18 protein-coding genes and 1 pseudogene are annotated in these 20959 nt (G+C 65.6%); 14 read left to right on the forward strand and 5 right to left on the reverse strand.

The features are described from left to right. Window positions 1-215: 215 nt before the first annotated feature. Window positions 216-2186: a molybdopterin biosynthesis protein gene (locus AB7C87_RS12220; protein ID WP_369729750.1), complete on the reverse strand. Its 1971-nt coding sequence runs from the start codon at window positions 2184-2186 to the stop codon at window positions 216-218. A gap of 115 nt (window positions 2187-2301) precedes the next feature. Here AB7C87_RS12220 and AB7C87_RS12225 point away from each other — a divergent pair, with 115 nt between their 5' ends. Then, the gene (locus tag AB7C87_RS12225) at window positions 2302-2820 is read left to right on the forward strand and encodes a Tfx family DNA-binding protein (RefSeq protein ID WP_369729751.1); all 519 of its coding nucleotides are present in this window, start codon (window positions 2302-2304) and stop codon (window positions 2818-2820) included. A 143-nt stretch (window positions 2821-2963) separates the two neighbouring features. On the opposite strand, the gene AB7C87_RS12230 is transcribed toward AB7C87_RS12225, so the two are convergent. Then, window positions 2964-4247, reverse strand: a complete 1284-nt coding sequence (locus AB7C87_RS12230; RefSeq protein ID WP_369729752.1) for an outer membrane protein assembly factor BamB family protein — start codon at window positions 4245-4247, stop codon at window positions 2964-2966. 164 nt (window positions 4248-4411) lie between these two features. On the opposite strand from AB7C87_RS12230, the gene AB7C87_RS12235 reads away from it, so the two are divergent. Next, entirely contained in the window at window positions 4412-5449 is a 1038-nt protein-coding gene (locus AB7C87_RS12235) for a hypothetical protein (RefSeq protein ID WP_369730067.1), read from the forward strand. Here AB7C87_RS12235 and AB7C87_RS12240 read toward each other — a convergent pair. Next, window positions 5446-6318, reverse strand: coding sequence for a HesA/MoeB/ThiF family protein (locus tag AB7C87_RS12240; RefSeq protein ID WP_369729753.1), 873 nt, complete (start codon window positions 6316-6318; stop codon window positions 5446-5448). The genes AB7C87_RS12235 and AB7C87_RS12240 overlap by 4 nt on opposite strands. Before the next feature lie 162 nt (window positions 6319-6480). On the opposite strand from AB7C87_RS12240, the gene AB7C87_RS12245 reads away from it, so the two are divergent. From AB7C87_RS12245 to AB7C87_RS12255, 4 genes are all read left to right on the forward strand, one after another. Then, complete coding sequence (locus tag AB7C87_RS12245; protein ID WP_369729754.1) at window positions 6481-6663, forward strand: HVO_0416 family zinc finger protein; 183 nt, start codon at window positions 6481-6483, stop codon at window positions 6661-6663. Window positions 6664-6844: 181 nt separating this feature from the next. Next, window positions 6845-7003 (forward strand): DUF7563 family protein, encoded by a 159-nt coding sequence (locus AB7C87_RS24220; protein WP_440590510.1) that lies wholly within the window; start codon window positions 6845-6847, stop codon window positions 7001-7003. Window positions 7004-7076: 73 nt separating this feature from the next. Further along, window positions 7077-8945, forward strand: a complete 1869-nt coding sequence (locus AB7C87_RS12250) for a UvrD-helicase domain-containing protein (protein WP_369729755.1) — start codon at window positions 7077-7079, stop codon at window positions 8943-8945. Further along, entirely contained in the window at window positions 8942-10102 is a 1161-nt protein-coding gene (locus AB7C87_RS12255) for a M24 family metallopeptidase (RefSeq protein ID WP_369729756.1), read from the forward strand. The genes AB7C87_RS12250 and AB7C87_RS12255 overlap by 4 nt, the downstream gene beginning before the upstream one ends. 135 nt (window positions 10103-10237) lie before the next feature. Here the strand turns inward: AB7C87_RS12255 and AB7C87_RS12260 are convergent, their stop codons facing one another. Continuing rightward, window positions 10238-10504 carry a DUF7533 family protein gene (locus AB7C87_RS12260; protein ID WP_369729757.1) on the reverse strand — a complete coding sequence of 89 codons (267 nt, stop codon included), beginning with the start codon at window positions 10502-10504 and terminating at the stop codon, window positions 10238-10240. A 129-nt stretch (window positions 10505-10633) separates the two neighbouring features. Here AB7C87_RS12260 and AB7C87_RS12265 point away from each other — a divergent pair, with 129 nt between their 5' ends. Further along, entirely contained in the window at window positions 10634-11281 is a 648-nt protein-coding gene (locus AB7C87_RS12265; protein ID WP_369729758.1) for a riboflavin synthase, read from the forward strand. 22 nt (window positions 11282-11303) lie between these two features. On the opposite strand, the gene AB7C87_RS12270 is transcribed toward AB7C87_RS12265, so the two are convergent. Beyond that, a complete protein-coding gene (locus AB7C87_RS12270) occupies window positions 11304-12734 on the reverse strand; it encodes an MFS transporter (RefSeq protein WP_369729759.1) in 1431 nt (476 codons plus the stop codon). 157 nt (window positions 12735-12891) lie between these two features. Between AB7C87_RS12270 and AB7C87_RS12275 the strand changes: the two genes are divergently transcribed. From AB7C87_RS12275 to AB7C87_RS12305, 7 genes and pseudogenes are all read left to right on the forward strand, one after another. Continuing rightward, on the forward strand, window positions 12892-13908 hold the full coding sequence (locus tag AB7C87_RS12275) for a HEAT repeat domain-containing protein (RefSeq protein WP_369729760.1): 1017 nt from the start codon (window positions 12892-12894) through the stop codon (window positions 13906-13908). 310 nt (window positions 13909-14218) lie between these two features. Then, the gene (locus AB7C87_RS12280; protein ID WP_369729761.1) at window positions 14219-15385 is read left to right on the forward strand and encodes an ABC transporter substrate-binding protein; all 1167 of its coding nucleotides are present in this window, start codon (window positions 14219-14221) and stop codon (window positions 15383-15385) included. A 143-nt stretch (window positions 15386-15528) separates the two neighbouring features. Then, complete coding sequence (locus tag AB7C87_RS12285) at window positions 15529-16680, forward strand: ABC transporter substrate-binding protein (protein ID WP_369730068.1); 1152 nt, start codon at window positions 15529-15531, stop codon at window positions 16678-16680. A 2-nt stretch (window positions 16681-16682) separates the two neighbouring features. Then, a pseudogene (locus AB7C87_RS12290) lies at window positions 16683-16802 on the forward strand (thioredoxin reductase); the annotation flags it as partial. A gap of 35 nt (window positions 16803-16837) precedes the next feature. Next, window positions 16838-18034 carry a FecCD family ABC transporter permease gene (locus AB7C87_RS12295; RefSeq protein ID WP_369729762.1) on the forward strand — a complete coding sequence of 399 codons (1197 nt, stop codon included), beginning with the start codon at window positions 16838-16840 and terminating at the stop codon, window positions 18032-18034. Between the two features lies 1 nt (window position 18035). After that, window positions 18036-19004, forward strand: coding sequence for an ABC transporter ATP-binding protein (locus tag AB7C87_RS12300; RefSeq protein WP_369729763.1), 969 nt, complete (start codon window positions 18036-18038; stop codon window positions 19002-19004). Continuing rightward, a complete protein-coding gene (locus AB7C87_RS12305; RefSeq protein ID WP_369729764.1) occupies window positions 19004-20917 on the forward strand; it encodes an ABC transporter ATP-binding protein in 1914 nt (637 codons plus the stop codon). The genes AB7C87_RS12300 and AB7C87_RS12305 overlap by 1 nt, the downstream gene beginning before the upstream one ends. The last annotated feature ends 42 nt before the right edge of the window (window positions 20918-20959 follow it).

Here is a 20959-nt window from a genome sequence, read left to right on the forward strand (position 1 = left end):
ACCCGAGTTTCCCCCGAGTCGGTCGACGGGCCAGTGTTTCCCTCGAGTCGGTCGACGGGCCAGTGTTTCCCTCGAGTCGATCGACGGGCCGGTCCCAACCGATGGCAGTGATCGCTCGAGCAACGGCGATACCCGCTCGAACAACAGTGCGTCTCGGCTACTCGCTCGAGACTCGGCGTGTCTCAACTACTCGTCCGAGTCTCCGGGAATCTCGGCTACTCGTCCGAGCCCCCGGCCTCGAGTGCGTCAGCGAGCGACCGAACGCCGGCTTTCGTCACCCGATCCGGATTCGCGAGGACGCGAACGCGCTGGTCGCCGAGCGGGACGAAGCCGAGATCCAGTCGGTCGGCGGTGTCGGCGAGCCCGAGGGCGGCGTCGGCGTCGCCAGCGAGCACTTTACGCGGCGGGCTCTCGTGAGCCCGTAATCCGAGCTCGAAGCCGTCGACCGCGTCCACCAGCTCCCGTCGACTCTCTGTGCGTCCGTCCGCGAGATCGTCGAGCGTCCGCTCGAGGCTCGTCCGGAGTCCGGAGTCGGTTGTCCGGTTGACAACCCGGAGGTCGCGATCGATCAGATCGGCCAGCCCCTCGATCTCGTCGGGGTTTCCGGGTCGGACGGCGAGCCCCCACTCACGGTGCCAGCCGCCGACTTCCTCGGCGTCGACCTCGCGATCGACCGGACCGGCGACGACGGCGACGTCGGGGACGCCCTCGCGGAGCCGCCGGAGCGCCGGCCGCGAACCCACCGAGAGATACCGCGGGCGCTCGAGTCGGTCGAGAATCCGGTTCAGCGTGGGGTCGTCCTCGCCGACGCCGAACAGCGTCGGCGGGCGGACGTCCGGCGAGAAGAGCTGGACGGAGACGGGTTCGCCCGCCTCGAGGTAGTCGGTGTCTGCGTCGACCGAAACGACGCCGTCAGCCTCGGCGAGGCTGGTCGTCGCGCCGCTTCCCTTGTCGACGGGGTAGACCAGGAGATCGGTTTCCGGGTTCCCTCCGGGACTCCCTCCGCCGTCACCACTCACGGGAGCGACTTCGTCGGGTCCGGTTTCGACCAGCCCGACCGGCATCAGGCGGAGTCGTCCCTCGCCGTAGCGTTCCTGGCGAGCCAGCCGTCCAGTAACGGTCGCGGATTCGGGTTCCGGAAGCCCGGCGGCCTCGCGGATCGCCGGCGCGACGAACGTCCGGAAGACCATCATCGCGGAGACGGGGTAGCCGGGGAGGCCGACGTACGCCGAGTCGGCCAGCCGACCGACGAGCATCGGCTTTCCCGGCTTGACGGCGACGCCGTGGACCAACAGTTCGCCCTCCTCCTCGATCACCCGGTAGATGACGTCGACGGCGCTCGCGCTCGTCGATCCCGAGGAGAGCACCAGATCGCACTCCTCGGCGGCCTCCCGAAGCACGCGTTCCATCTCCTCGCGGTCGTCGCCGGCGTGGGGGTAGAACACCGCCTCGCCACCGGCGTCCTCGACGCTCGCCGCGATCGTGTAGCTGTTGACGTCGTAGATCTGGCCGCGTCCGCTCTCGAGGTCGCCGCCCGGCCGTACGAGTTCGTCGCCCGTCGAGACGATCCCGACTCGAGGCCGGGCCCGGGCCGGCACCTCGTCGATCCCGAGCGCCGACAGCAATCCGATATCGCGGGGCGTAACCTGCGTTCCGGGGCCGAGCGCTCGTTCGCCCGCCGCGACGTCCGCGCCGGCGAACATCACGTTGTCGCCGGGGGCGACGGCGGTCCGAATCAGCACTGCTTCGTCGTCCGTCTCGTCGGTTCGTCCCCCCGTATCCACTTCGTCGGTTCGCTCTACCGCGCCCGCCTCGTCGGTTTGCTCCACCGGGACCATCGCGTCCGCACCCGAGGGCATCACCGCTCCCGTCGAGATTTCGACGGCCTCTCCCTCCGCGACCGTCACGTCGGGTTCCTCGCCGGCGTGGACCTCGCCGACGACCTCGAGGCGAGCGGGGTCGGCCTCGTCGGCCCCGAACGTCTCCCGGGCCCGGAGCGCGTAGCCGTCCAGGCTGGCCCGGTCGAAGCCGGGAACGTCGAGTTCGGCGTCGAGTCCTGCGACGAGGACGCGACCACGGGCGTCCTCGAGCGGGACGCGGTCGATCCCGCCCTCGAGCGACAGCGATGCGATCGCCTCGCGGGCCGCCTCGGGTGAGACGAGGTCGCGAAACTCCTTTCGATCCATACCGGCTCTTCGGGCGGCGACGCTAAAAACGTCGGTCGTCGCCGTCCCGTCCCCGATCCGACGATCGACGCTCGGTTCGCCGAACCGCTACACTCACTTACGGTCGGACGCATAGTTGACATATGCATTCGCGAATCCGACCCGGTCGGATCGACACGCGCCGGAGGCGGTCGCCGTGATCGACGAGACCGAGGAACTCCTCGGGGAGATCGGCTTCGACGCCGAGACGAGTATTCTGACCCGCAGACAGGCCCAGGTGCTCGCGTTACGCGAGCGCGGCATCTCCCAGGCCGACATCGCCGACGAACTCGGGACCTCGCGGGCGAACGTCTCCTCGGTCGAGGCGAGCGCACGCGAGAACGTCGAGAAAGCCCGCGAGACGGTCGCGTTCGCCGAAGCGCTCCGGGCGCCCGTTCGCGTTCGCGTCCCCAAGGGAACGGACCTCTACGACGTTCCCGAACTCGTCTACGACGCCTGCGACGAAGCCGGCGTCAAGGTCGATTACACCGCCCCGGACCTGATGAAGGTCGTCAGCGACGCCGCCGGCTCGGCCGTCTCGGGTCGACAGATCGCGACGCCGCTGATCGTCGGCGTCACCTCGGAGGGGATGGTCCGCGTTCGACACAGGGAGTGATCGCGGTCGTCGATCCGCGACTCGAGCGACGACGCCGGAAGAGCGCCCCGTTTGAGGCGGTTCTTGGACTGTTCGTCGGCCATCGTTCACTCCGGAACCGGTCGCCCACCGTTTTCGACTATCGAACCGGTCGCCCACCGTCGTCACCCGCCAAGTGCGGTGACGTCGCCGCCGTGTGAAGCCACGTAGACGGTCCCGTCAGAAACTCCAGGGGGCGATCGGGTGCCGCCGAAGACCATGTCGTCGATCTGGCGGTCCTCGAACGCGTACGTCCACCGACTCTCGCCGTCCTCGTCGAGACAGCTCGCCGCGGATCGGTCGGTGACGACGACCGCGTCTCCCGCGACCGAGGGCGCGTTTACCCGCGATCCGCTCTCGGTCGACCACACCTCCGTCCCGGCGGTATCGAGCGCAACCAGCGCCTCCGTCGTGGGAACGTAGAGGCGTTCACCGGTCGCGGCGATCGATTCGGGGACGTCGTCTCCGACCGAGGCGGTCCAGCGCTCTTGCCCGTCTTCGACCCCGAGGGCGTACACCGTCCCGTCTCTCGAGCCGACGGAGACGACGTCGTCGACGACCGTCGGCGCACCCCACACGCGCCCGTCCGTTTCGACCTGCCAGCGCTCCTCGCCGGTCGCGGCCTCGAGTGCGTACACCACGTGTTCGCTTCCGCCGCCGACGAAGACGGTTCCGTCGGCGACGGCGGGCGTCGTCGCGTACTCCCCCGCTCGAAACCGCCAGCGTTCGGTGCCGTCCGTGGCGTCGAGGGCGATCACGGCCTCGCTGTTCAGCGAGCCCCCGACGTAGACGATCCCGTCGGCCAGCGTCGGCGCCGTGGAGACGTCGACGTCCGCGATCGCCCGCCACCGCAGGCTTCCGTCCGCGAGGTCGACGGCCGCGACCCCGCGGTCGGTGTCGGGGCCGCCGTTCCAGGCGGTCACGTACGCGGTATCCGACGTCACCGCCGGCGGCGCCTCGAGGCTGTGTCCCACGTCGGTCTCCCAGCGCTTCGATCCGTCGTCGGCGTCGAGAGCCACCAGGTTTCCGGCGGTGACGAGCACCTGTCCGTCGGCGACCGAGAGTCCGCCCTCGATCGGCGACAGTCGCGTCTGCCACTGGACGGCGTCGTCATCCGGAGCGGGGCCGTCGGCGACACCGGCGTTCCCCGCGGTGTACTGAAACTGCGTCGTCGCGGTCGTGTCCTCGGGCGGATTCACATCGGGTTTCGTGGGGTCGTCCTCGCCGGTATTGCCATCTCCACCGGTATCGTCGCCCGTTCTCTTGCCGTCGTCGTCCGGTCCGTCGTCGGTTCCATCGCCGCTCGTGGAATCGTCGCTCGAGAGATCGCCACGGCGGCCGAGACACCCCATCAGCACCGGCGGGAGCGTCGTCGCTGTCGTCGAGAGGATCGTTCGTCTGGAGGGCACGGTCGTCGGGCAATGGATCCGGGACGCACTTTTAGCTACGGGTCCGTGGTACGCCGTCGGTGACGGGGCGAGCCGTCGCGGGGCGAACCGACGACCGGCTCGAGAGTTCCGACAGCGGATCACGAATCGTAACCCTCTCGATCCCCCTCGAGCGACTGTGGCGTGTGTACGGCCCGGTCCAGATCGCAGGCTACGTCGCGCTGTTGGTGACGCCCGTCGCGTTGGTGCTGAGCGCGATGGCCGGCCTCCCCGAGGTGCGGATCGGGACGGTTGGAATCCAGGCGGGAATCGTCCTCGTCGGAGGCGTCGCCGCCGTGCTCGAGCGCAGACGCGCGCTCGACGGACTGGCCGTCGAGGATCCGAGATTCGACGAATCAGCCCTCGAAGAGGAATCATCCTTCGAAAAGAATGGGTTCGACCGGACGGACCTCGTCGACGCGCTCGCGGTCGTCGTCGGCGCGGTCGTCACCTACGTCGCGAGCGTCTCGCTCGGGCTCGGCCCGGTGGTCGCCTCGGCACTCGTCGGGCTGGTCGCCGGGGTACTCGTCCCGCGAGTCGCCGTCCCGACATTTTGTGGCTCGTTCGTCGGCATGGCCTCGCCGGCGGCGTTCCCCTCCCTCGAGTACGTCGCCGCGGCGGGCGCGATTTCGGGGGTGGCGTACGTAGCCACGACGGAGTCGTTCGACGGCGTCGGCGGAAAGCTCGGGACGATCGCGCTCTGTGGCTGTCTGGGAACGGTCGCGCTCGCGGGCCTCGAGTACGGGGCGCCGAGTGCGCCACAGTGGGAACTCGCCGCGGTCGTCGCGGCGGTCGCGGTCGTCGCGGCGGTCGCGACCCTGCTCGTGAGCGTTCGACTCGAACTCGGGGCGGTGGTCGCCTCCGGCCTGGTGGGTGTCGTCGCCGGCGTCGCGTTTCCCGCCGCAGGAATCGGCGTATCCGCCCTCGCTCCGGAGACGGCGTCGACGCTCGCCGCGGTCGCGTTCTGCGCCTCGTTCGTCGGCATGTCGAGCGTCGATCGGCTGTCGACGGCGGGCGTCGCGGGGGCCGGCGGGCTCTCCGGGTTGGTTTTTCTCGCGGTCACGCCGGCGGTCACCGGCGCGGGCGGAAAACTCGGGACGATCGCGTTCGTCTCCTGTCTCGCCGTTCTCGGCGCGCTCGAGCTCTTTCGCGTACTGGATCCGCGGCGAACCGACTCGGTCTAGTCGGCCGAGATTTCACACGTCCCTTCGTAGGCGACGTCTTCGACCGACTCGATTTCGGGCTCGTCTCCACAGACCGGACAGGCCGGGTTCGCTCGATACTCGACCGTCTCGAAGCTCATATCCATCGCGTCGTACATGAGGAGTCGCCCCTCGAGCAACTCGCCGTTCCCCAGCAGGTACTTGACGACCTCGGTGGCCTGGATACAGCCGACGGTACCGGGAAGGACGCCGAGGACGCCGGTGGTCGCACAGTCGGGGACGGTGCCGGGTTCGGGCGCCTCGGGAAAGAGACACCGGTAACACGGCGACTCCCCGGCCCCGCTGGTATCGTCTCCATCACCGTCGCCGTCCGCACTCGAGCGATCGTTCGTGAACGTCGTGATCTGGCCCTCGAAGCGGTAGATGGCGCCGTGAGAGAGCGGCGTCCCCGTGAGTACGCAGTGGTCGTTGAGCAGGTACCGTGTGGCGAAGTTGTCGCTGGCGTCGAGGACGACGTCGTGGTCGTCGACGAGGTCGGCGACGTTCGCCGCCGTGAGCCGCGTCTCGTACGTCTCGACGTCGACGTCGGGATTGAGCGTGGCGACGTAGTCGGCGGCGCTCTCGACTTTCGGCCGGCCGACGTCGGCGTCGCCGTGGACGATCTGGCGCTGGAGATTGGACCGTTCGACGGCGTCGTCGTCGACGATTCCGAGTCGGCCGATGCCCGCGGCCGCGAGGTACTGGATCGCCGGCGAGCCCAGTCCGCCCGCGCCGACGACGAGGACGCTTCCCTCGAGCAAGCGTTTCTGTCCCTCCGGACCGATCTCGTCCATGATGACGTGTCTCGAGTACCGATCGAGCTGGGTCGCATCGAGGCGCAGGTCGCTCATACGCCGACCTTGGGCCGAGAGGGAGAAAAGAACGCGGGTCGATTCCGTCGGGCGACACGACGCGAGTGGTCGGCTCGAGCTGTCGTGACAGTCCCACACACGATTGCGGCAGTGTTTTGCCCAACCCGACCATTTAAGACCATGGTGTGCGATACCATGACTATGGCATCCTCACCCAACGGTGCCGACGACGTTTTTGACCAGTTCCTTACTGACCGCGGTCACGCTGTCGAACGAGTAGGGTGGGACCAAGAGTATAACAAGAAACAGTGTCCGGAGTGTGGCGGACTCCACGACACCTCGGCGACCACGTGTACCGTCTGTGGGTGGGAACCAACGCCGTAACCGAGCGGTCCTCATACGGATTTCTGTATCGATTTGCCGGTGAGACCGCCGCTCGGGTCGCAGTCTCACCGGAGCTGACCGACGGTAAACCGTATCCATTCGTCCGCCAACGTGTTTTTCATCGGGACTGTTCGATACAATTATTATAGAGCACTCGCCACTGTCCCAACGAAGAAGGACAATGCCGAAATGCCAGAACTGCGGCGCGTTCGTGACGGACGCCTACGCTCGCGTATTCACCCCCCGAAACGTCGATGAACCGCGCGTCTGTCCGGAATGCGAAGACAAGATCCGCGACGGTGCCGACGTCCGGTCCGCCCGGTCCCCGCGGAATCCCTAACTATTGTTCACCGGCAATCGGTATCAACGAAAACCCACGTCACTTATGGGTATCGCGCCCCTGAACAGCTATAATGGCTACCACGGAGACGAAGGTGACCCGGCTGTTCGGTGGTCCGGGAAGCGGGAAGACGACGGCGCTTCTCGACCACGTCGAAGAGATCTTAGAGCAGGACGACGTCACGTTCCGGGACATCCTCGTCGTTTCGTACACTCGAGCCGCAGCACAGGAGGTTCGCGAACGACTCGCAGAGCGACTCGACGAAAGCCCCCGCGCACTGCAAGGCAACGTCTGTACGATGCACGCGAAGGCGTACGATCTGCTCGATCTCTCTCGAAGCGACGTCATCGGCGAATCCGACAAGGAGGAGTTCTGCGAGGAGTACGGCCTCGAGTTCGAAGACGAGTACAGCGGCGCCGGCCGCCGAACCGCTCGGTCGACGACGATCGGGAACAAGATCATCGCGACGAGCCAGTGGCTCCAGCGGACCCGCCGTGAGGTTTCTGACTGGTACGACGTTCCGTTCCAGTGGGACGTCGAGGAGGTTCGCCTTCCACCGGAGATCGACCCCAACGCCCAGGAGGGGAACAAGTACACGCCGACCTGGCCCGCCGCCGACGATCGGATCGACGTCCCCGAAGCGATCCGAGCCTGGCGCTCTTACAAGGGCGAACAGGGCAAGATCGGCTTCGCGGACATGCTCGAGCGGGTCAAACAGCGCTCGCTCGTCCCGAACGTCGAGTACCTCGTGATCGACGAGTTCCAGGACATCACCACCCTCCAGTACGACGTTTACGAGGAGTGGAAACCCCACGTCGAACAAGTGCTCATCGCCGGCGACGACGACCAGGTCGTCTACTCCTGGCAGGGCGCCGATCCCGCGCTCTTGCTCGAGGAGGAAGTCGACGACGACGTCATCCTGCCGAACTCCTATCGGCTCCCGTCGAACGTCCTCAACGCGGTCAACCAGGAGATTCGCCACATCGATCACCGACAGGACAAGGACCTCAATCCGCGCAAGGAAGGCGGCTCGGTCGAGGCCCGTCGGAACGCGTCGATGCTCGACGTCGTCCGGATGGTCCGTCGAACGCTGGTCGAAAGCGAAGGTACCATCATGATCCTGTTTCGGGCCCGGTACCAGATGTTCCAGTTTATCGACGAGTTCATCACTGAAGGGATGCCGTTTACCTCGCTGACCGACCAGCGGCTGTGGACCGATCGGCTCACCCAGTACGTCCGCGCGGTCGAAGCGATCGACGCCGGCGAGGACGTCACCGGCCTCCAGGCCCGTCGACTCGCAGACATGCTTCAGGAGTCGGCGTTCGGAAGCAACGAGCGCGACGACCTCTTCGACGAGATCGACGACCGCCAGGAGGACGCCGGCATCGACGACCTCCAGAAACTGATGATCCCCGGCGAAGTCATCGAGGATCACGCCCCGTTCATGCCCGGTCCGGCTTCCGCGGCCGACATGGTCCGCAAAGTGACCAACTTCCAGAAAAAGAGCGTCCGCTCGTACTTCGGCATCGGCGAGTACCAGGGGATGGACACCGACCGGGTCCGCGTCGGCACGATCCACTCCGCGAAGGGCCGTGAGGCCGACCACGTCATCGTCGCCACCGACCTCACCGAGAAGGTCGTCGAGCAGATGGTCGCCACCGTGGACGACCCCGAGGACGTCCCCGGCGTCGAGGAGTTCACCAAGACCACCTCGCCGGTTCCCGTCCTCACCGACAACGAACGCCGAGTCTTCTACGTCGGCATGTCTCGAGCCCGCGAACGACTCATCCTCCTCGAGAATCTCGTCGACGGCGCGCCGACGCTCCCGATCGACGTCCTGTTGCACAACCGCCTCACCGAGACGCCCCTCGAGGAGCTAATCGAGCAGGCCCAGGAGCCGGAGGCGACGACGGCCGACGAGGTCGAAGCCGAAGCGACGTGACCGACGGAGCCGACTACGGCGGAGGCGTCCGATCGGGTCGTACCATCCTCAAAGAGCGTCTCCGGTCGGTACTCGACTCGCGGGAGGCGGTCGCGTTCGTCCACGCCGGACCGACGCGGGACCCCGATCTCGCGTACTGTCTGAACGCCGACGGGGAACTCGAGAAGAGTGCGGTCGCCGACGCCGAGACGCGATCAGCGGCGGTCGCCTTCGACGGCGAGCAGTGGGATCGCGAAACGGGAGACTCGCCGTCCCATCCGGGCCATCGACTGGCCGATTCCCTCGCCGATCGATTCACGGCTGGGACGGTCCTCACTCCCGCGGGAATTCCCCACGACGCCGCGTTGTTTCTCGAGAATCGCGGGTTCTCGCTCGCTTCGACCGACGCGATAGCGCGGGCTCGAGCGACGAAGACGCCCGCCGAACGCGAGCGGATCGCGAGCGCCCAGGAAGCCGCGAGTGCCGGAATGAAGCGGGCGGCGGCGGTCCTCGCGGACGCCGCCGTCGAGGACGGTCGACTCCTCGTCGACGGAGCGACGGTGACGGTCGATCGACTCCGTCGCGAGATCGACGAAGCGATCGTCGCCGCCGGTGGGTTTCCCGCTGGTAACACGAGCATCGACGGTGGGTCGGCCGACGGCGAGGATCGTCACTCGGGTGGGTCAGGGTCGGTCCAAGCCGGCGAGTCGGTAGTGATCCGAGCCGGCGAGCCGATCGTCGTGTCGGTCGCCCCTCGCGGCCCGGAACGCTACCACGGCGGGCTCAGCCGGACGTTCGTCGTCGCCGGCGAGGGCGGCCGGGAACGGCGCGCCCACGTCGCCGTCACGCAGGCGCTTCGCTCGAGTCGGGCGCTCCTGACGGCGGATTCAGCCTCCGTCACGGCCGTCGAAGCCGACCTCGAGGCCGAGATCCGCGCCTTCGGCGAGGACGGTGCGGTCGAGACGCGGGTGTCGGGCGTCGGTCTCGAGCCCCGCGAACGGCCGTCCGCGGGCGAGGAGACGGTCGACGTCGGGAGCGTCGTTCGACTCGATGCGGCCGCCCAACTGGCCGACGGCGCGTGGGTTCGGGTGGCCGATCTGCTTGCGAAGACCGAAGAAGGAGTGAATTACCTCGCCGCGCCGTCGCGGTCGCTCGAGCCGAGAAACGTCCTCGAGTGAGGTCGGAATTCGGGTTCGTGGCTCTTCTCTGGTTCGTGGCACTTGTACGGAGACCCCGTTTTTGGGCCTGATTCGCCGTCGACGACGCACTCGGCACAAAGCCGTCGACAAATCGTCGGGAGAAAAGAAATTGATTCACCGACTGCTGTGGTCTTCGTCGTCGGCTTCGGACGTCGAGTCGGTCGTTACCGCGCCCGTGATCCGGTTCGTGACGATGCTTTTCAGATCAGTCGGCGTCGAAAGCCGTTTTTGGGCGACCACGAGCGCGACCGCGAGTCCGATCAAGATTGCGCCGGTGAGCGTCTCGCCGCGAACCAGCAGAAACTCGAGGCCGGCGAGGGCGGCGGGGATTGCGAGGACGAGCGAACCCGCCAGCTTGATCGTATCGAGGATGCCTGCCATCGAATACCGATAGCGCGGGCGGGTCCAAAAGCGCGGCGACTCTCCGCACACCGTTCTCGTGGTGGATAACGAAATCGTGATGCATACCTCGTTCGGAACGGCTTTATTCCTCCGCTGTCAGCATCGAGTATGTTTACGGGAATCGTCGAGGAGACGGGCAAAATTCTCGATCGGACGCGGACCGAGGATGGCCTTCGACTGCGGATCGGCGCCGACGACGTCGCGACGGGACTCGAGTACGGACAGAGTATCAGCGTCAGCGGCGCCTGTCTCACGGTCGAACGCTTCGAGGAGGGGGAGTGGTTCGAGGTCTTTCTCGCGAGCGAGACGGTCGATCGGACCTACCTCGGTGAACTCGAGGAAGGCGAGGCGGTCAACCTCGAGCGGGCGATGCCGGCCGACGGCCGCTTCGACGGCCACGTCGTCCAGGGACACGTCGACGCGGTGGCGACCGTCTCCGATATCGAGTCCGTCGACGAAGACTGGTTCTTCGAGTTCGAACTCCCCGAAGGATACGAGCGCTACGTCGTCGAGAAGGGGTCGATCACCCTCGACGGCATCAGCCTCACCGTCGCGGCCCTCGAGAGCGCGGCGTCGAAGGCGCCGCGAACCAAAGACGGTGAAACCGCCACAACTGGGCGCGTCACCGTCGCGATCATCCCGACGACTTACGAGTTGACGACGCTCTCCGAGAAGGAACCGGGCGACCCGATCCACCTCGAGGTCGACGTCCTCGCGAAGTACGTCGAACGCCTGCTCGAGGCCCACCTCGAGTAGTCGCCAGACGTCGACGGAACTTTTACGCGCCGTTTCCGTTCGCGTACGCCTCGAACTCCTCGCCGAACAGCAGGAAGTAGCCGGTGCCGACCACTCCGATGACCGTCGCGATGGAGAAGGCGAGGACCGGTGATCCCTCGAGGATCACCTCGCCGGTCAACGGGTTCGAGAAGCCCGCCCAGATGAGGCCGCCAAGGGCCGCCGACGGGATGACGATCAGGTTCCGAACGAGGTAGTACGAGCCGGTCACTCGGCCGCCGGCACCCATCTCGGCCGGGCCGACGATCAGCGCCTTGTGGGCAGGGAGGCCGGCGAACCGCAGACCGGAGAACGCGAAGAGGACGGCGAGGACGAGGGCGCTCGCCGGCGCGGTGATCAGCAAGAGCGGAAAGATCGCGTACACCGCGAAGCCGAGCGCGACGACCGGTTTCAGACCGACGCGTTCGGCGATCTTCGCCGCCGGCACCATCACCAGCAAGGCGACGAGCATCTCGAGGCCCAACAGGAGGCCGAAGTACGCCTGCGGGGAGAGGGAATCGCCTGCAAAGGGAACCGAGAACGGCAACTCGAGTCCGACACCCAGAAACTGCGTGACGACGAGGACGAAGAAGATGTAGACCATCCCGTTGGCAAAGCGCACCAGGGTGTCCGCGATCAACAGCGGGCGCAGTTCGTCTGGCATCTCCCGAAAGTCCCGTCTGATCTGGGAGAGGCCCTGGAACTGCTTGCCGAAGCTATCGCCACTCGAGTCGTAGAGGACGTGCTGGGCGACGGTACCGATCACGCCGAAGACGATGGCGACGCCGAGGATCCACTGGAACGCGGCGACGATCTCGGCGGCTACCGCGTCGGTCAGGCCGACGTCGGCCGCCTCGGCGGGAACGTCGATCGGCAAGAAGAAGGCGGCGGCGATCAGGGGGCCGATGAGAAACGCCGTCCGACGAAAGCTCTCGGTGCTTGCAAAGCCCGCGGCGAGTCTCGAAGGCGGGACCGCCTGTTTGACGATGGCGTAAGTGGCGCCGAGGCCGAAAGACTTCCAGGCTTGAGAAAAGACGAGTCCGGCGAAGATCAAAACGATCGCGAGCGAGACGGGGCCGATCGTGACGTCCGAAAACAGCGGCGCGGCCAGCCAGATCCCGAATCCGAGGGTCGAACACAGTCCGAAGACGGTGAGGGCGTACCGCGAGCCGATGCGGTCGGAGATCGCCCCGCCGGGGTAAGGGTAGACCGCGGCGATGACGTTTCCGAACGTCCCGAATAAGCCGACCACGAGCCCGCCCGCCCCGAGCGCGACCATGTATTCGGGAATGTACCGGTTTGTCATCTGAAAGCCCAGGCTGAACGCGAACATCGCCAGCGAGAGCACGAGGACGTCCCGCTCGAGTGCGAAGAACTGCCGGTAGGCGTCGAACGGGTCCGGTTCCTCCTCGGATGCGTCCTGCTCGAGGCTCATGCGGGTAGCTGACCGCCCGAGGGGCTTTATTCTTCGCGTTCGATACGTTATCGCGACGGGGTGACGCTCACGAAGCTCGTCGACGCGGGGTCGGCCCCGATTTGCGGGAGGTTTTTCTTCGAGCACCGTGATCGGCTGTCAACGAGCGAACACAGCGATGGACGACACTCCCGATTCCGCGTCGATCGAATGCCTGCCGGAGTACGTCCGGAACGGCGAGGCTGATCGAATCCGCGAGCGCCTCGAGCACTGTCGCGACGCCCCGGTCGACCGCCGAAAGGACGCCATCGGTGCGATCCGGTCGGTCGTGGACGAACGAGCGGGCGCGATGGCGCCGATCGTCCCGGCGCTCGCCACCTTCCTGACCGACGACGACCGTTCCGTACGGTTGCGAACGGCGAAGCTGTTCGTCGCGCTCGCGAGGGTCGAACCGGACGCGGTTGTGGACGTCGTCGACGCGCTCGCGTCCCGACTCGCCGACGACGAGGAGTTCTACTACGTCCGCGCACGCTCGGCCGAAGCACTCGGCTACGTCGCACTCGAGCGTCCAGAGGAGGTTACGATGCCAGCAATACTCGCCGACCTCCGGATCGGCCTCTCGTTCGACGAACCGGAAGTCCGAGAGAAACTGGCGAAGGCGCTTTCCCACGTCGCGCTGGGCGATCCGGATCGGCTTCGCCACCTGGTTCCGGATCTCGCCGACCACCTCGAGAGCGACGACGAACTCGTCCGATACCACCTCTGTACGGCGGTCGTCGCGGTCGGCTGTGAACGCCCGGACGCGCTGACCGACGCGGTCGACGATCTCTCGGCACGCCTCGAGGACGACTCGGAGTACGTCCGCGGGCGCGGTGCCGAGGCGCTCGGGCTGGTGGCTCGCTCCGACATTGCCGGGCCAGAACTGCCGAGGGAGCGGCTGGCCTCGCTCGCCGACGGTGACGACGTCGAGTCGTTCACCCGCAAGCGCGCCCGGTTCGCGCTCGCGGGACTCGAGGGAGACTCGGCCGAGGCCGGTGACGAGAGCGAACTCGGATCGCTGTCGGCGATCCGCGAGCACACGAACGAAATCGTCGAGGAGATTACTGCCCCCGACGGCGACGGCTGTCCTCACTGCGGTCTCACGCTTCCCGGGAACGGACCGACGATCTGTCCGCGCTGCGGCGGACCGTACTGACGTTCGATGATTTTGGCCCACCTAAAGATCGAAACCCATTTATCCCTTTAGGGTCGCCTAAAACCATGGACTGTGACGGACGCGTGTGTGGAGATCTGACAGGCGAGCGTTCGTTTCGTCCGATCACCGCCGAGCGTCCGGCCCTATCGATAGAACGTCGACGATGAGTGACGACGGTTGCATTCGGACGGGTCTGCTCGACGCGTATCGGCGAACCACTCCTCGGTCGAGATCACTCGCGCCGACGTGACAGATTTTCGGTCTGCCTAAAACCGAAGTGATTATAGTATTTTAGGCCAGCCTAAAGTCCATGGCTAACGAGAGTGTCACGTGCAAGCCACAGACCCGGCGGGACTGCGTGAAGTACGGCGGAGCGATCGTCGGCGGGAGTCTACTCGCGGGCTGTACCGGCGACGGAGACGGAGACGAAGAACGGACGGCGGCAACCGAGTCGAGTTCGACGGATCCGTACACCGTTTCGATGGAGCCGGTCGGCGACGTCACGTTCGACCGCGTCCCGGAGCGGTGGGTGGCGTACGACGGCGGCTACGCCGACATGGCGGTCGCGCTGGGCCAAGCCGACGGGTTGGCGGGGACCGGCATGGCCGATCGATACTACACCCACGTCTACGACGAGCTCGCTGGAGTCGACGTCGACCGAAGCGTCCTCGAGGCCTATCCCGATGTGCACACGAAAGAGGAGTTCTACGAACTCGACTGTGACGTCCACCTGTACGATCCACAGATGCTTATCAACTGGTTCGAATGGAGCGACGACGACGTCGAGGAGATCGTCGACAACGTCGCACCGTTCGTCGGGAACCTGATCTTCCGCCGGTCGGACGAGTGGCACGACTACCGCTACTACACGCTGTACGAAGCCTTCGAGACGGTCGCCGACGTGTTTCAGGAGACCGCACGCTACGACGCGTTCGCCGAACTGCACGATGAGTTTATCGCGGACGTACGCGCCCAACTGCCGTCGGAGGAAGCGCGTCCGGACGTGTTCGTCACCTACGACGAGACGGATCAACCGGACTCGTTCTCGCCGTACCGGCTCGACGACGGCGGAACGAGCACCAAGCAGTGGCGCGACCTCGGACCGACCGACGCGCTCGCCGACACCGACATCGACCACCTCAGCACGACCGATCGGGGCAACCTCGACTACGAGGGGCTGTTGGATCTCGACCCAGAGATCATCCTCGTGCGCGGCCACGAGCGAAAGTCGGCCGCCGAGTTCCGGGATACCGTCCTCGCGTACATGGAATCACATCCGGTGGGGAACGAACTCGAGGCCGTCCGGAACGGACGGGTCTATCGCGGCGGCTACCTCTACCAGGGCCCGATCCACAACCTGTTTCTGACCGAACGCGCGGCGAAACAGCTCTACCCAGATGTGTTCGGCGACGTAACCGACGACGCGGAACTGTTCGATCGCCAGCGGGTTGCTGACATCGTCAACGGCGAGTTCTAAGGATGACCACCGATAACGACACTGATACGACACGGCCCGAGGCGCCGACCCGGCGGGATTCCCGCAAGCACCAGCGAGCGGGAAGTCGTCGGGGGAGTGAGCGAAGCGAGCGGACTCGACGGGACTACGTGAAGTACGGCGGAATGATCGTCGGCGGCGGGATGCTCGCCGGTTGTACCGGCGTCACCGATCATGGATCGACGCCATCGGAGTCGAACACCCCGACTGATTCAGAGCCGTCAGCGGACGACTCCTACTCGGCAACGTTGTCGCCGGTCGGTACCGTCACGCTCGAATCGACCCCGACGAACGTGTTCACCCACTTCCCCTGGTTCCCGGACATGACCACCGCACTCGGTCACGGCGAGAGCGTCAACTATCTCTGGTGGGATGGCACCGCGGCGGCTCTCGAGTACTTCACCGCCGGAATGGACGGCGTCGAAATTGCGTGGGCAGACGAACCGGGGGAGTACGGGTTCACGAAAGAACAGCTGTACGAACTCGACAGCGACCTCCATCTTGTAGACCCCGCCTGGGTGACGACACAGGACAACTGGACCCGAGACGACGTCGACGAGATCGCAACCAACGTCGGACCGTGGTTCGGAAACTACTACAGCTCAAATCACCTCACACCGCCCGAGGAGTGGGCCGACGGCTACGAGTACAACACGCTGTGGGAGCTGTTCGACCGCGTCGCCAGTCTGTACGGTGAACGGTCGCGGTACGAGGCGCTCGCATCCGTCCACGACGGCCTCCTCGAGACCATCGAAGACGGGCTTCCACCGGCGTCCGAACGACCGACTGTCGCGTACCTCTCTCTCGAGACGGATCTGTCCGCGATCCACGTGCTCCGTCTGAACGCAGACGGGTACTGGAACACCCACACCAGACCGCTCGGTGCCGTCGACGCCTTCGGCGACGAGGAGTTCGACGGACCGTTCATCGAAGTCGATTCGGAGGCGCTGTTGGACGCCGACCCGGACGTACTACTCGCACTCTGGACGGTGACGGAGACCGTCGACTTCGAACAGCTGGATCAGAACCTGCGAGACGACCCAGTCACAAGCGAGATAACTGCCGTTGAGCACGACCGGGTGTACGCACAGGGAACGCGATGGCAGGGGCCGCTGATGAACCTCTTCCAGTTGGAGATGACCGCAAAGCAACTGTACCCCGAGCAGTTCGGCGAGTGGCCGGGCTACGAGGACGGCGATGTGTATCCGGCGTTCGGTCCCGACGAACAGCTGTTCGATCATCAGCGGGTTGGGGATATCATCAACGGGGAGTTCTGACCATGAACACAGAGACCATCAGCGAGGACGATGCCTTCGAGTACGATGTTGCCGTCGTCGGTGGCGGCCCGGCTGGCTGTGCGTCCGGCGTCTTCACTGCCCAGTACGGCCTCGAGACGATTTTCGAGTACACGGCCGAACTCCGGTCGGAGCCACGATGAGCAACCGAACGTCGACGGAAACGACACAGGGGCCTCGAACCCGCGAGAGTCGACGGTTCGTCTGGCTGTTCGACCCGAAGCTCGTGACGACCGCACTCGCCAGTGTCGCGGTCGTCGTGGCCGCAGGGCTCGTACAGGTAAGCTTCGGTGCGTACTCGATGAGCCTCGGGCAAGCCTGGGCGGCCGTGTTCGACCCAGAGGTGATCTTCAACCAGCAGGCGTGGAACGCGTTCTTACTCGGCGGCGAGGTACCGGAGATGAGCCGCGAGAGTCTCATCGTCTGGAACATCCGACTCCCTCGCGTGTTCGTCGCGATCATCGTCGGAATGAACCTCGCCGTCTCTGGTGCGATATTCCAGGCGATCACCCGAAACGAGCTGGCAAGCCCGTTCATCCTCGGGGTCTCCTCCGGCGCGGGGCTGATGATCCTGCTCGTCCTCGTCGCGTTCGCAGGCGCCACCTTCGCAGTCCCGTGGCTCGCTATTTCCGCCGGGCTTTCGGTCGAGTTGACGAGTTTCACGTTCAGCGTGTCGTCGCTGTTGCCCGTGCTGGCGGCGGTGGGCGGCGCAGTCGCTTTCTTGATCGTCTACGCCATCGCCTGGAAGAACGGCACCTCGCCGGTCAGACTCGTGCTCGCGGGGGTCATCGTCGGGACCGTCTTTGGGTCCTTGCAAACGGGGCTGTTCTTTTTCGCGGACGACATCGGCGTCGTTCAGTCGAGCATCGCGTGGACGACCGGTTCGCTCACCGGTACTGACTGGGGGCAGGTGCGGATGGCGCTGCCGTGGTCGATCGTTGCAATCTGTCTGGCGATCGCCGGCTCCCGGCAGTGCAACGTCATGCTACTCGGCGAGCAGACCGCGAAGTCGCTGGGAATGTCAATCGAGAAGGTGCGGTTCGCGCTCTCGGGCGTCGCCGTGCTGGCGGCGGCCGCGAGCATCGCGGTCGCGGGCATCGTCGGGTTCGTCGGCCTCATCGTCCCACACATGGTCCGCAATCTGGTCGGCAGTGACTACAAGAAGGTCATCGTCGGCTGTCTGTTCGTCGGCCCGGCACTGATGGTCGGCGCGGACGTGGGTGCCCGGCTCGCACTCAGTCCCGTCCAGATCCCCGTCGGGATCGTCACCGGGCTCGTCGGCGGCCCCTACTTCCTGTACCTGATGCGCAAGAAGCAGAATATGGGTGAGATATAATATGGCGAGACACACGACCGACTCGAGCCGGACGAGCGGAACCGAGCGAGTCGCCGCGGAGGCGCCTCGAGACGACAGTACGGAGACAGCCGCCGCGAGCACTCTCGCTGGCGAGAACCTCGTCTTACAGTATCCGTCGACCGAGGAGCCAGTGATCGAGGAGGAGACGTTGCTCGCTGAGCCGGGAGCCGTCACCGCACTCGTCGGGCCGAACGGCTCGGGAAAAAGTACCCTGCTGAAGGGACTTGCGAACCAACTCGCTCCCGAGGACGGCTCCGTTCTGCTAGACGGCCGCGACGTTCACTCGATGGGGACGAAAGAGGTCGCTCGCCAACTCGGCTTGCTCTCCCAGGAGAGCACGTCGCCCGGTTCCATTACCGTCGGGGACCTCGTCTACCACGGCCGGTATCCCCACCGCGGGTTCTTCGAGCACGTCACCGAAACGGACCACGAGGCGGTCGATCAGGCGATCGAACTGGCTGGCTGTGGCCACCTCCGCGATCGCGAGGTTGGGAGCCTCAGCGGCGGCCAGAAACAGCTGGCGTGGATCGCGATGGTCCTTGCACAGGAAACGGACGTCCTCTTGCTCGACGAGCCGACGACGTTCCTCGATCTGCACCACCAACTCGAGGTGATGGAGATCGTCGAGACGCTCCGGGACGAGAGCGACATCACGGTCGTCGTCGTGCTCCACGATCTCGAGCAGGCCGCCCGCCTCGCCGACCGGGTTGTGGCGCTCAAAGACGGCGAAATCCGGGCTCGTGGGCCACCCGAGGAGGTCGTCACCGAGGAGTTGCTCGCGAGCGTGTTCGAAATCGACGCCGAAGTGGAACTCACCGAGCGGGGACCACGTGTCACGCCCATTCGTGCTCGCCACGACGACGCCGAGAATACCGACGACGAGCGGGTAGACGCTGAGGACACCGAAAACCCTGAGACGCTCCCGGCGGGCGCACCCGAGGCGAACTGATGGCCGGGGAAGACGAGAGCCTCGAGACGGAACTCGATGTGTACCGTGACCGCGTCGAGAAACCGCTGTGGCGATTGTTTGGGACGTACGGTCGTGGGGAGTGGCGATGGCTCGCGGTCGGACTCATTACAAGCGTGTTCACGTACGCCGCGTTGCTGGTGACGCCGGTCGTGCTGGGAACGACCATCGACGCGGTGTTCACTCGAGAGAGCGCCTACGCGCTTCCGCTCGTGCCCGAGGCGTGGCTCCCAGCCGATCGAACCGACCAGTTCCGGCTGTCGGCGACGGTCATCGGCGTCGCCCTGCTGGGTGGCGCGATCCTCCAGTGGATACGCGGCGTCGCGACCAATTACTTCGCCCACGGCGTGATGTACGCGATTCGCGTCGACGCCTACGAGAAGATGCAGCGCCTCGACATGACCTTCTTCGACAACAAGGAAACCGGCGAGGTCATGTCGATCCTCAACAACGACACCGGCAATCTCGAGGTGTTTTTCGACAACGCACTCGGTGACTCGGTTCGAATCGGTGTCATCGTCATCGGCATCACGGTCGTATTACTGTATACGAACTGGCAGCTCGCGTTGGTCACGCTTGGGGCGGTTCCACTGCTCGCCGGCTTTACATGGTGGTTTATCCGAGTGATCGAACCCCGATACGCGACGGTCCGGTCGACGGTCGGCGATCTCAACACGCGAATCGAGAACGGGATGAGCGGGATCGAACTGGTGAAGACCGCCAGTACGGAGGAGTACGAGAACGACCGGGTCCGGCGCGTCTCGCGGGACGTGTTCGACGCTAATATGGACGTGTTGAAACTGAGTTACTTCTACCGACCCGGAATGGAACTGGTCACCGGGATCGCACTGCTGGCGACGTTCATCATCGGTGGTTTCTGGGTCTTTTCGGGCCCCCCGCTGTTCTTTTCGGGGACGCTCACAGTCGGGGATTTCGTCGTCTTTATGTTGCTGACCCAGCGGCTAACGGGACCGATGGCCCAGCTCTCGAGTATCGTCGACTGGTACGAGAACGCCCGTGCCTCCGGCAAGCGCATCTGCGGGCTGATGGACGTGCCCGTCCACATCGAGAACGCGCAAAACCCCGTCGCCCTCGATGACGTGGAGGGCCACATCGCATACGACGACGTGACCTTCGGTTACGAGGGCGAAGAGACCGTCCTGGACGGCGTCGACTTCGAGGTCGACGCTGGCGAGACGGTTGCGCTGGTCGGCTCGACCGGTGCCGGAAAATCGACGGTTGCCAAGCTCCTCTTGCGCCTGTACGACATCAACGATGGCGCAGTGCGGGTCGACGGCCACGATGTACGCGACGTGGACGTCTCGGACCTTCGGGAGTCCATCGGCTACGTGAGCCAGGACACGTTCCTCTTCGACGGCACCGTCGCCGAGAACATTCGCTACGGCCGCTTCGACGCCACGGACGAGGAGGTCAAAGCCGCCGCCGAAGCTGCCGAGGCTCACGAGTTCATCCGGGACCTCTCGAGTGGCTACGAGACGCGCGTCGGCGAGCGCGGCGTCAAACTCTCCGGCGGGCAGCGCCAGCGGATCGCCCTCGCACGAGTCATCCTGCAGGATCCGGCGATCATCCTGTTGGACGAGGCGACCGCAAGCGTCGACACCGAGACGGAGTACCTGATCCAGCGATCGCTGGACCGGCTGACGGCCGATCGGACGACGCTCGCGATTGCCCACCGGCTGTCGACGATCAAGGATGCCGACACCATTCTCGCGCTCGAGGACGGACGGGTTCTCGAGCGTGGCACCCACGAGGAGTTGCTCGCAGCGGATGGCCTGTACGCCAATTTGTGGGGCGTCCAAACCGGTGAGATCGAGGACCTGCCCACGGCGTTCGTCGATACCGTCACGCAGGGGACGTTCGATGGTGATCATTAGCTTTTAGGCTCGCCAAACAACCGGTGCGCTTATTATGTTTTA

Origin of the sequence: Natrarchaeobius versutus, assembly GCF_041205745.1 — an archaeon.
Lineage (GTDB): Archaea > Halobacteriota > Halobacteria > Halobacteriales > Natrialbaceae > Natrarchaeobius > Natrarchaeobius versutus.

What these genes read in the sequence shown, in the direction of transcription:
- AB7C87_RS12275 (WP_369729760.1), top strand. Translation starts at nt 12,892, where the DNA reads ATGGACGACACTCCCGATTCCGCGTCGATCGAATGCCTGCCGGAGTAC.
- AB7C87_RS12245 (WP_369729754.1), top strand. Translation starts at nt 6,481, where the DNA reads ATGGCATCCTCACCCAACGGTGCCGACGACGTTTTTGACCAGTTCCTT.
- AB7C87_RS12280 (WP_369729761.1), top strand. Translation starts at nt 14,219, where the DNA reads ATGGCTAACGAGAGTGTCACGTGCAAGCCACAGACCCGGCGGGACTGC.
- AB7C87_RS12260 (WP_369729757.1), bottom strand. Translation starts at nt 10,504, where the DNA reads ATGGCAGGCATCCTCGATACGATCAAGCTGGCGGGTTCGCTCGTCCTC.
- AB7C87_RS12305 (WP_369729764.1), top strand. Translation starts at nt 19,004, where the DNA reads ATGGCCGGGGAAGACGAGAGCCTCGAGACGGAACTCGATGTGTACCGT.
- AB7C87_RS12240 (WP_369729753.1), bottom strand. Translation starts at nt 6,318, where the DNA reads ATGAGCGACCTGCGCCTCGATGCGACCCAGCTCGATCGGTACTCGAGA.
- AB7C87_RS24220 (WP_440590510.1), top strand. Translation starts at nt 6,845, where the DNA reads ATGCCGAAATGCCAGAACTGCGGCGCGTTCGTGACGGACGCCTACGCT.
- AB7C87_RS12220 (WP_369729750.1), bottom strand. Translation starts at nt 2,186, where the DNA reads ATGGATCGAAAGGAGTTTCGCGACCTCGTCTCACCCGAGGCGGCCCGC.
- AB7C87_RS12250 (WP_369729755.1), top strand. Translation starts at nt 7,077, where the DNA reads ATGGCTACCACGGAGACGAAGGTGACCCGGCTGTTCGGTGGTCCGGGA.
- AB7C87_RS12270 (WP_369729759.1), bottom strand. Translation starts at nt 12,734, where the DNA reads ATGAGCCTCGAGCAGGACGCATCCGAGGAGGAACCGGACCCGTTCGAC.
- AB7C87_RS12285 (WP_369730068.1), top strand. Translation starts at nt 15,529, where the DNA reads ATGATCGTCGGCGGCGGGATGCTCGCCGGTTGTACCGGCGTCACCGAT.
- AB7C87_RS12295 (WP_369729762.1), top strand. Translation starts at nt 16,838, where the DNA reads ATGAGCAACCGAACGTCGACGGAAACGACACAGGGGCCTCGAACCCGC.
- AB7C87_RS12265 (WP_369729758.1), top strand. Translation starts at nt 10,634, where the DNA reads ATGTTTACGGGAATCGTCGAGGAGACGGGCAAAATTCTCGATCGGACG.
- AB7C87_RS12300 (WP_369729763.1), top strand. Translation starts at nt 18,036, where the DNA reads ATGGCGAGACACACGACCGACTCGAGCCGGACGAGCGGAACCGAGCGA.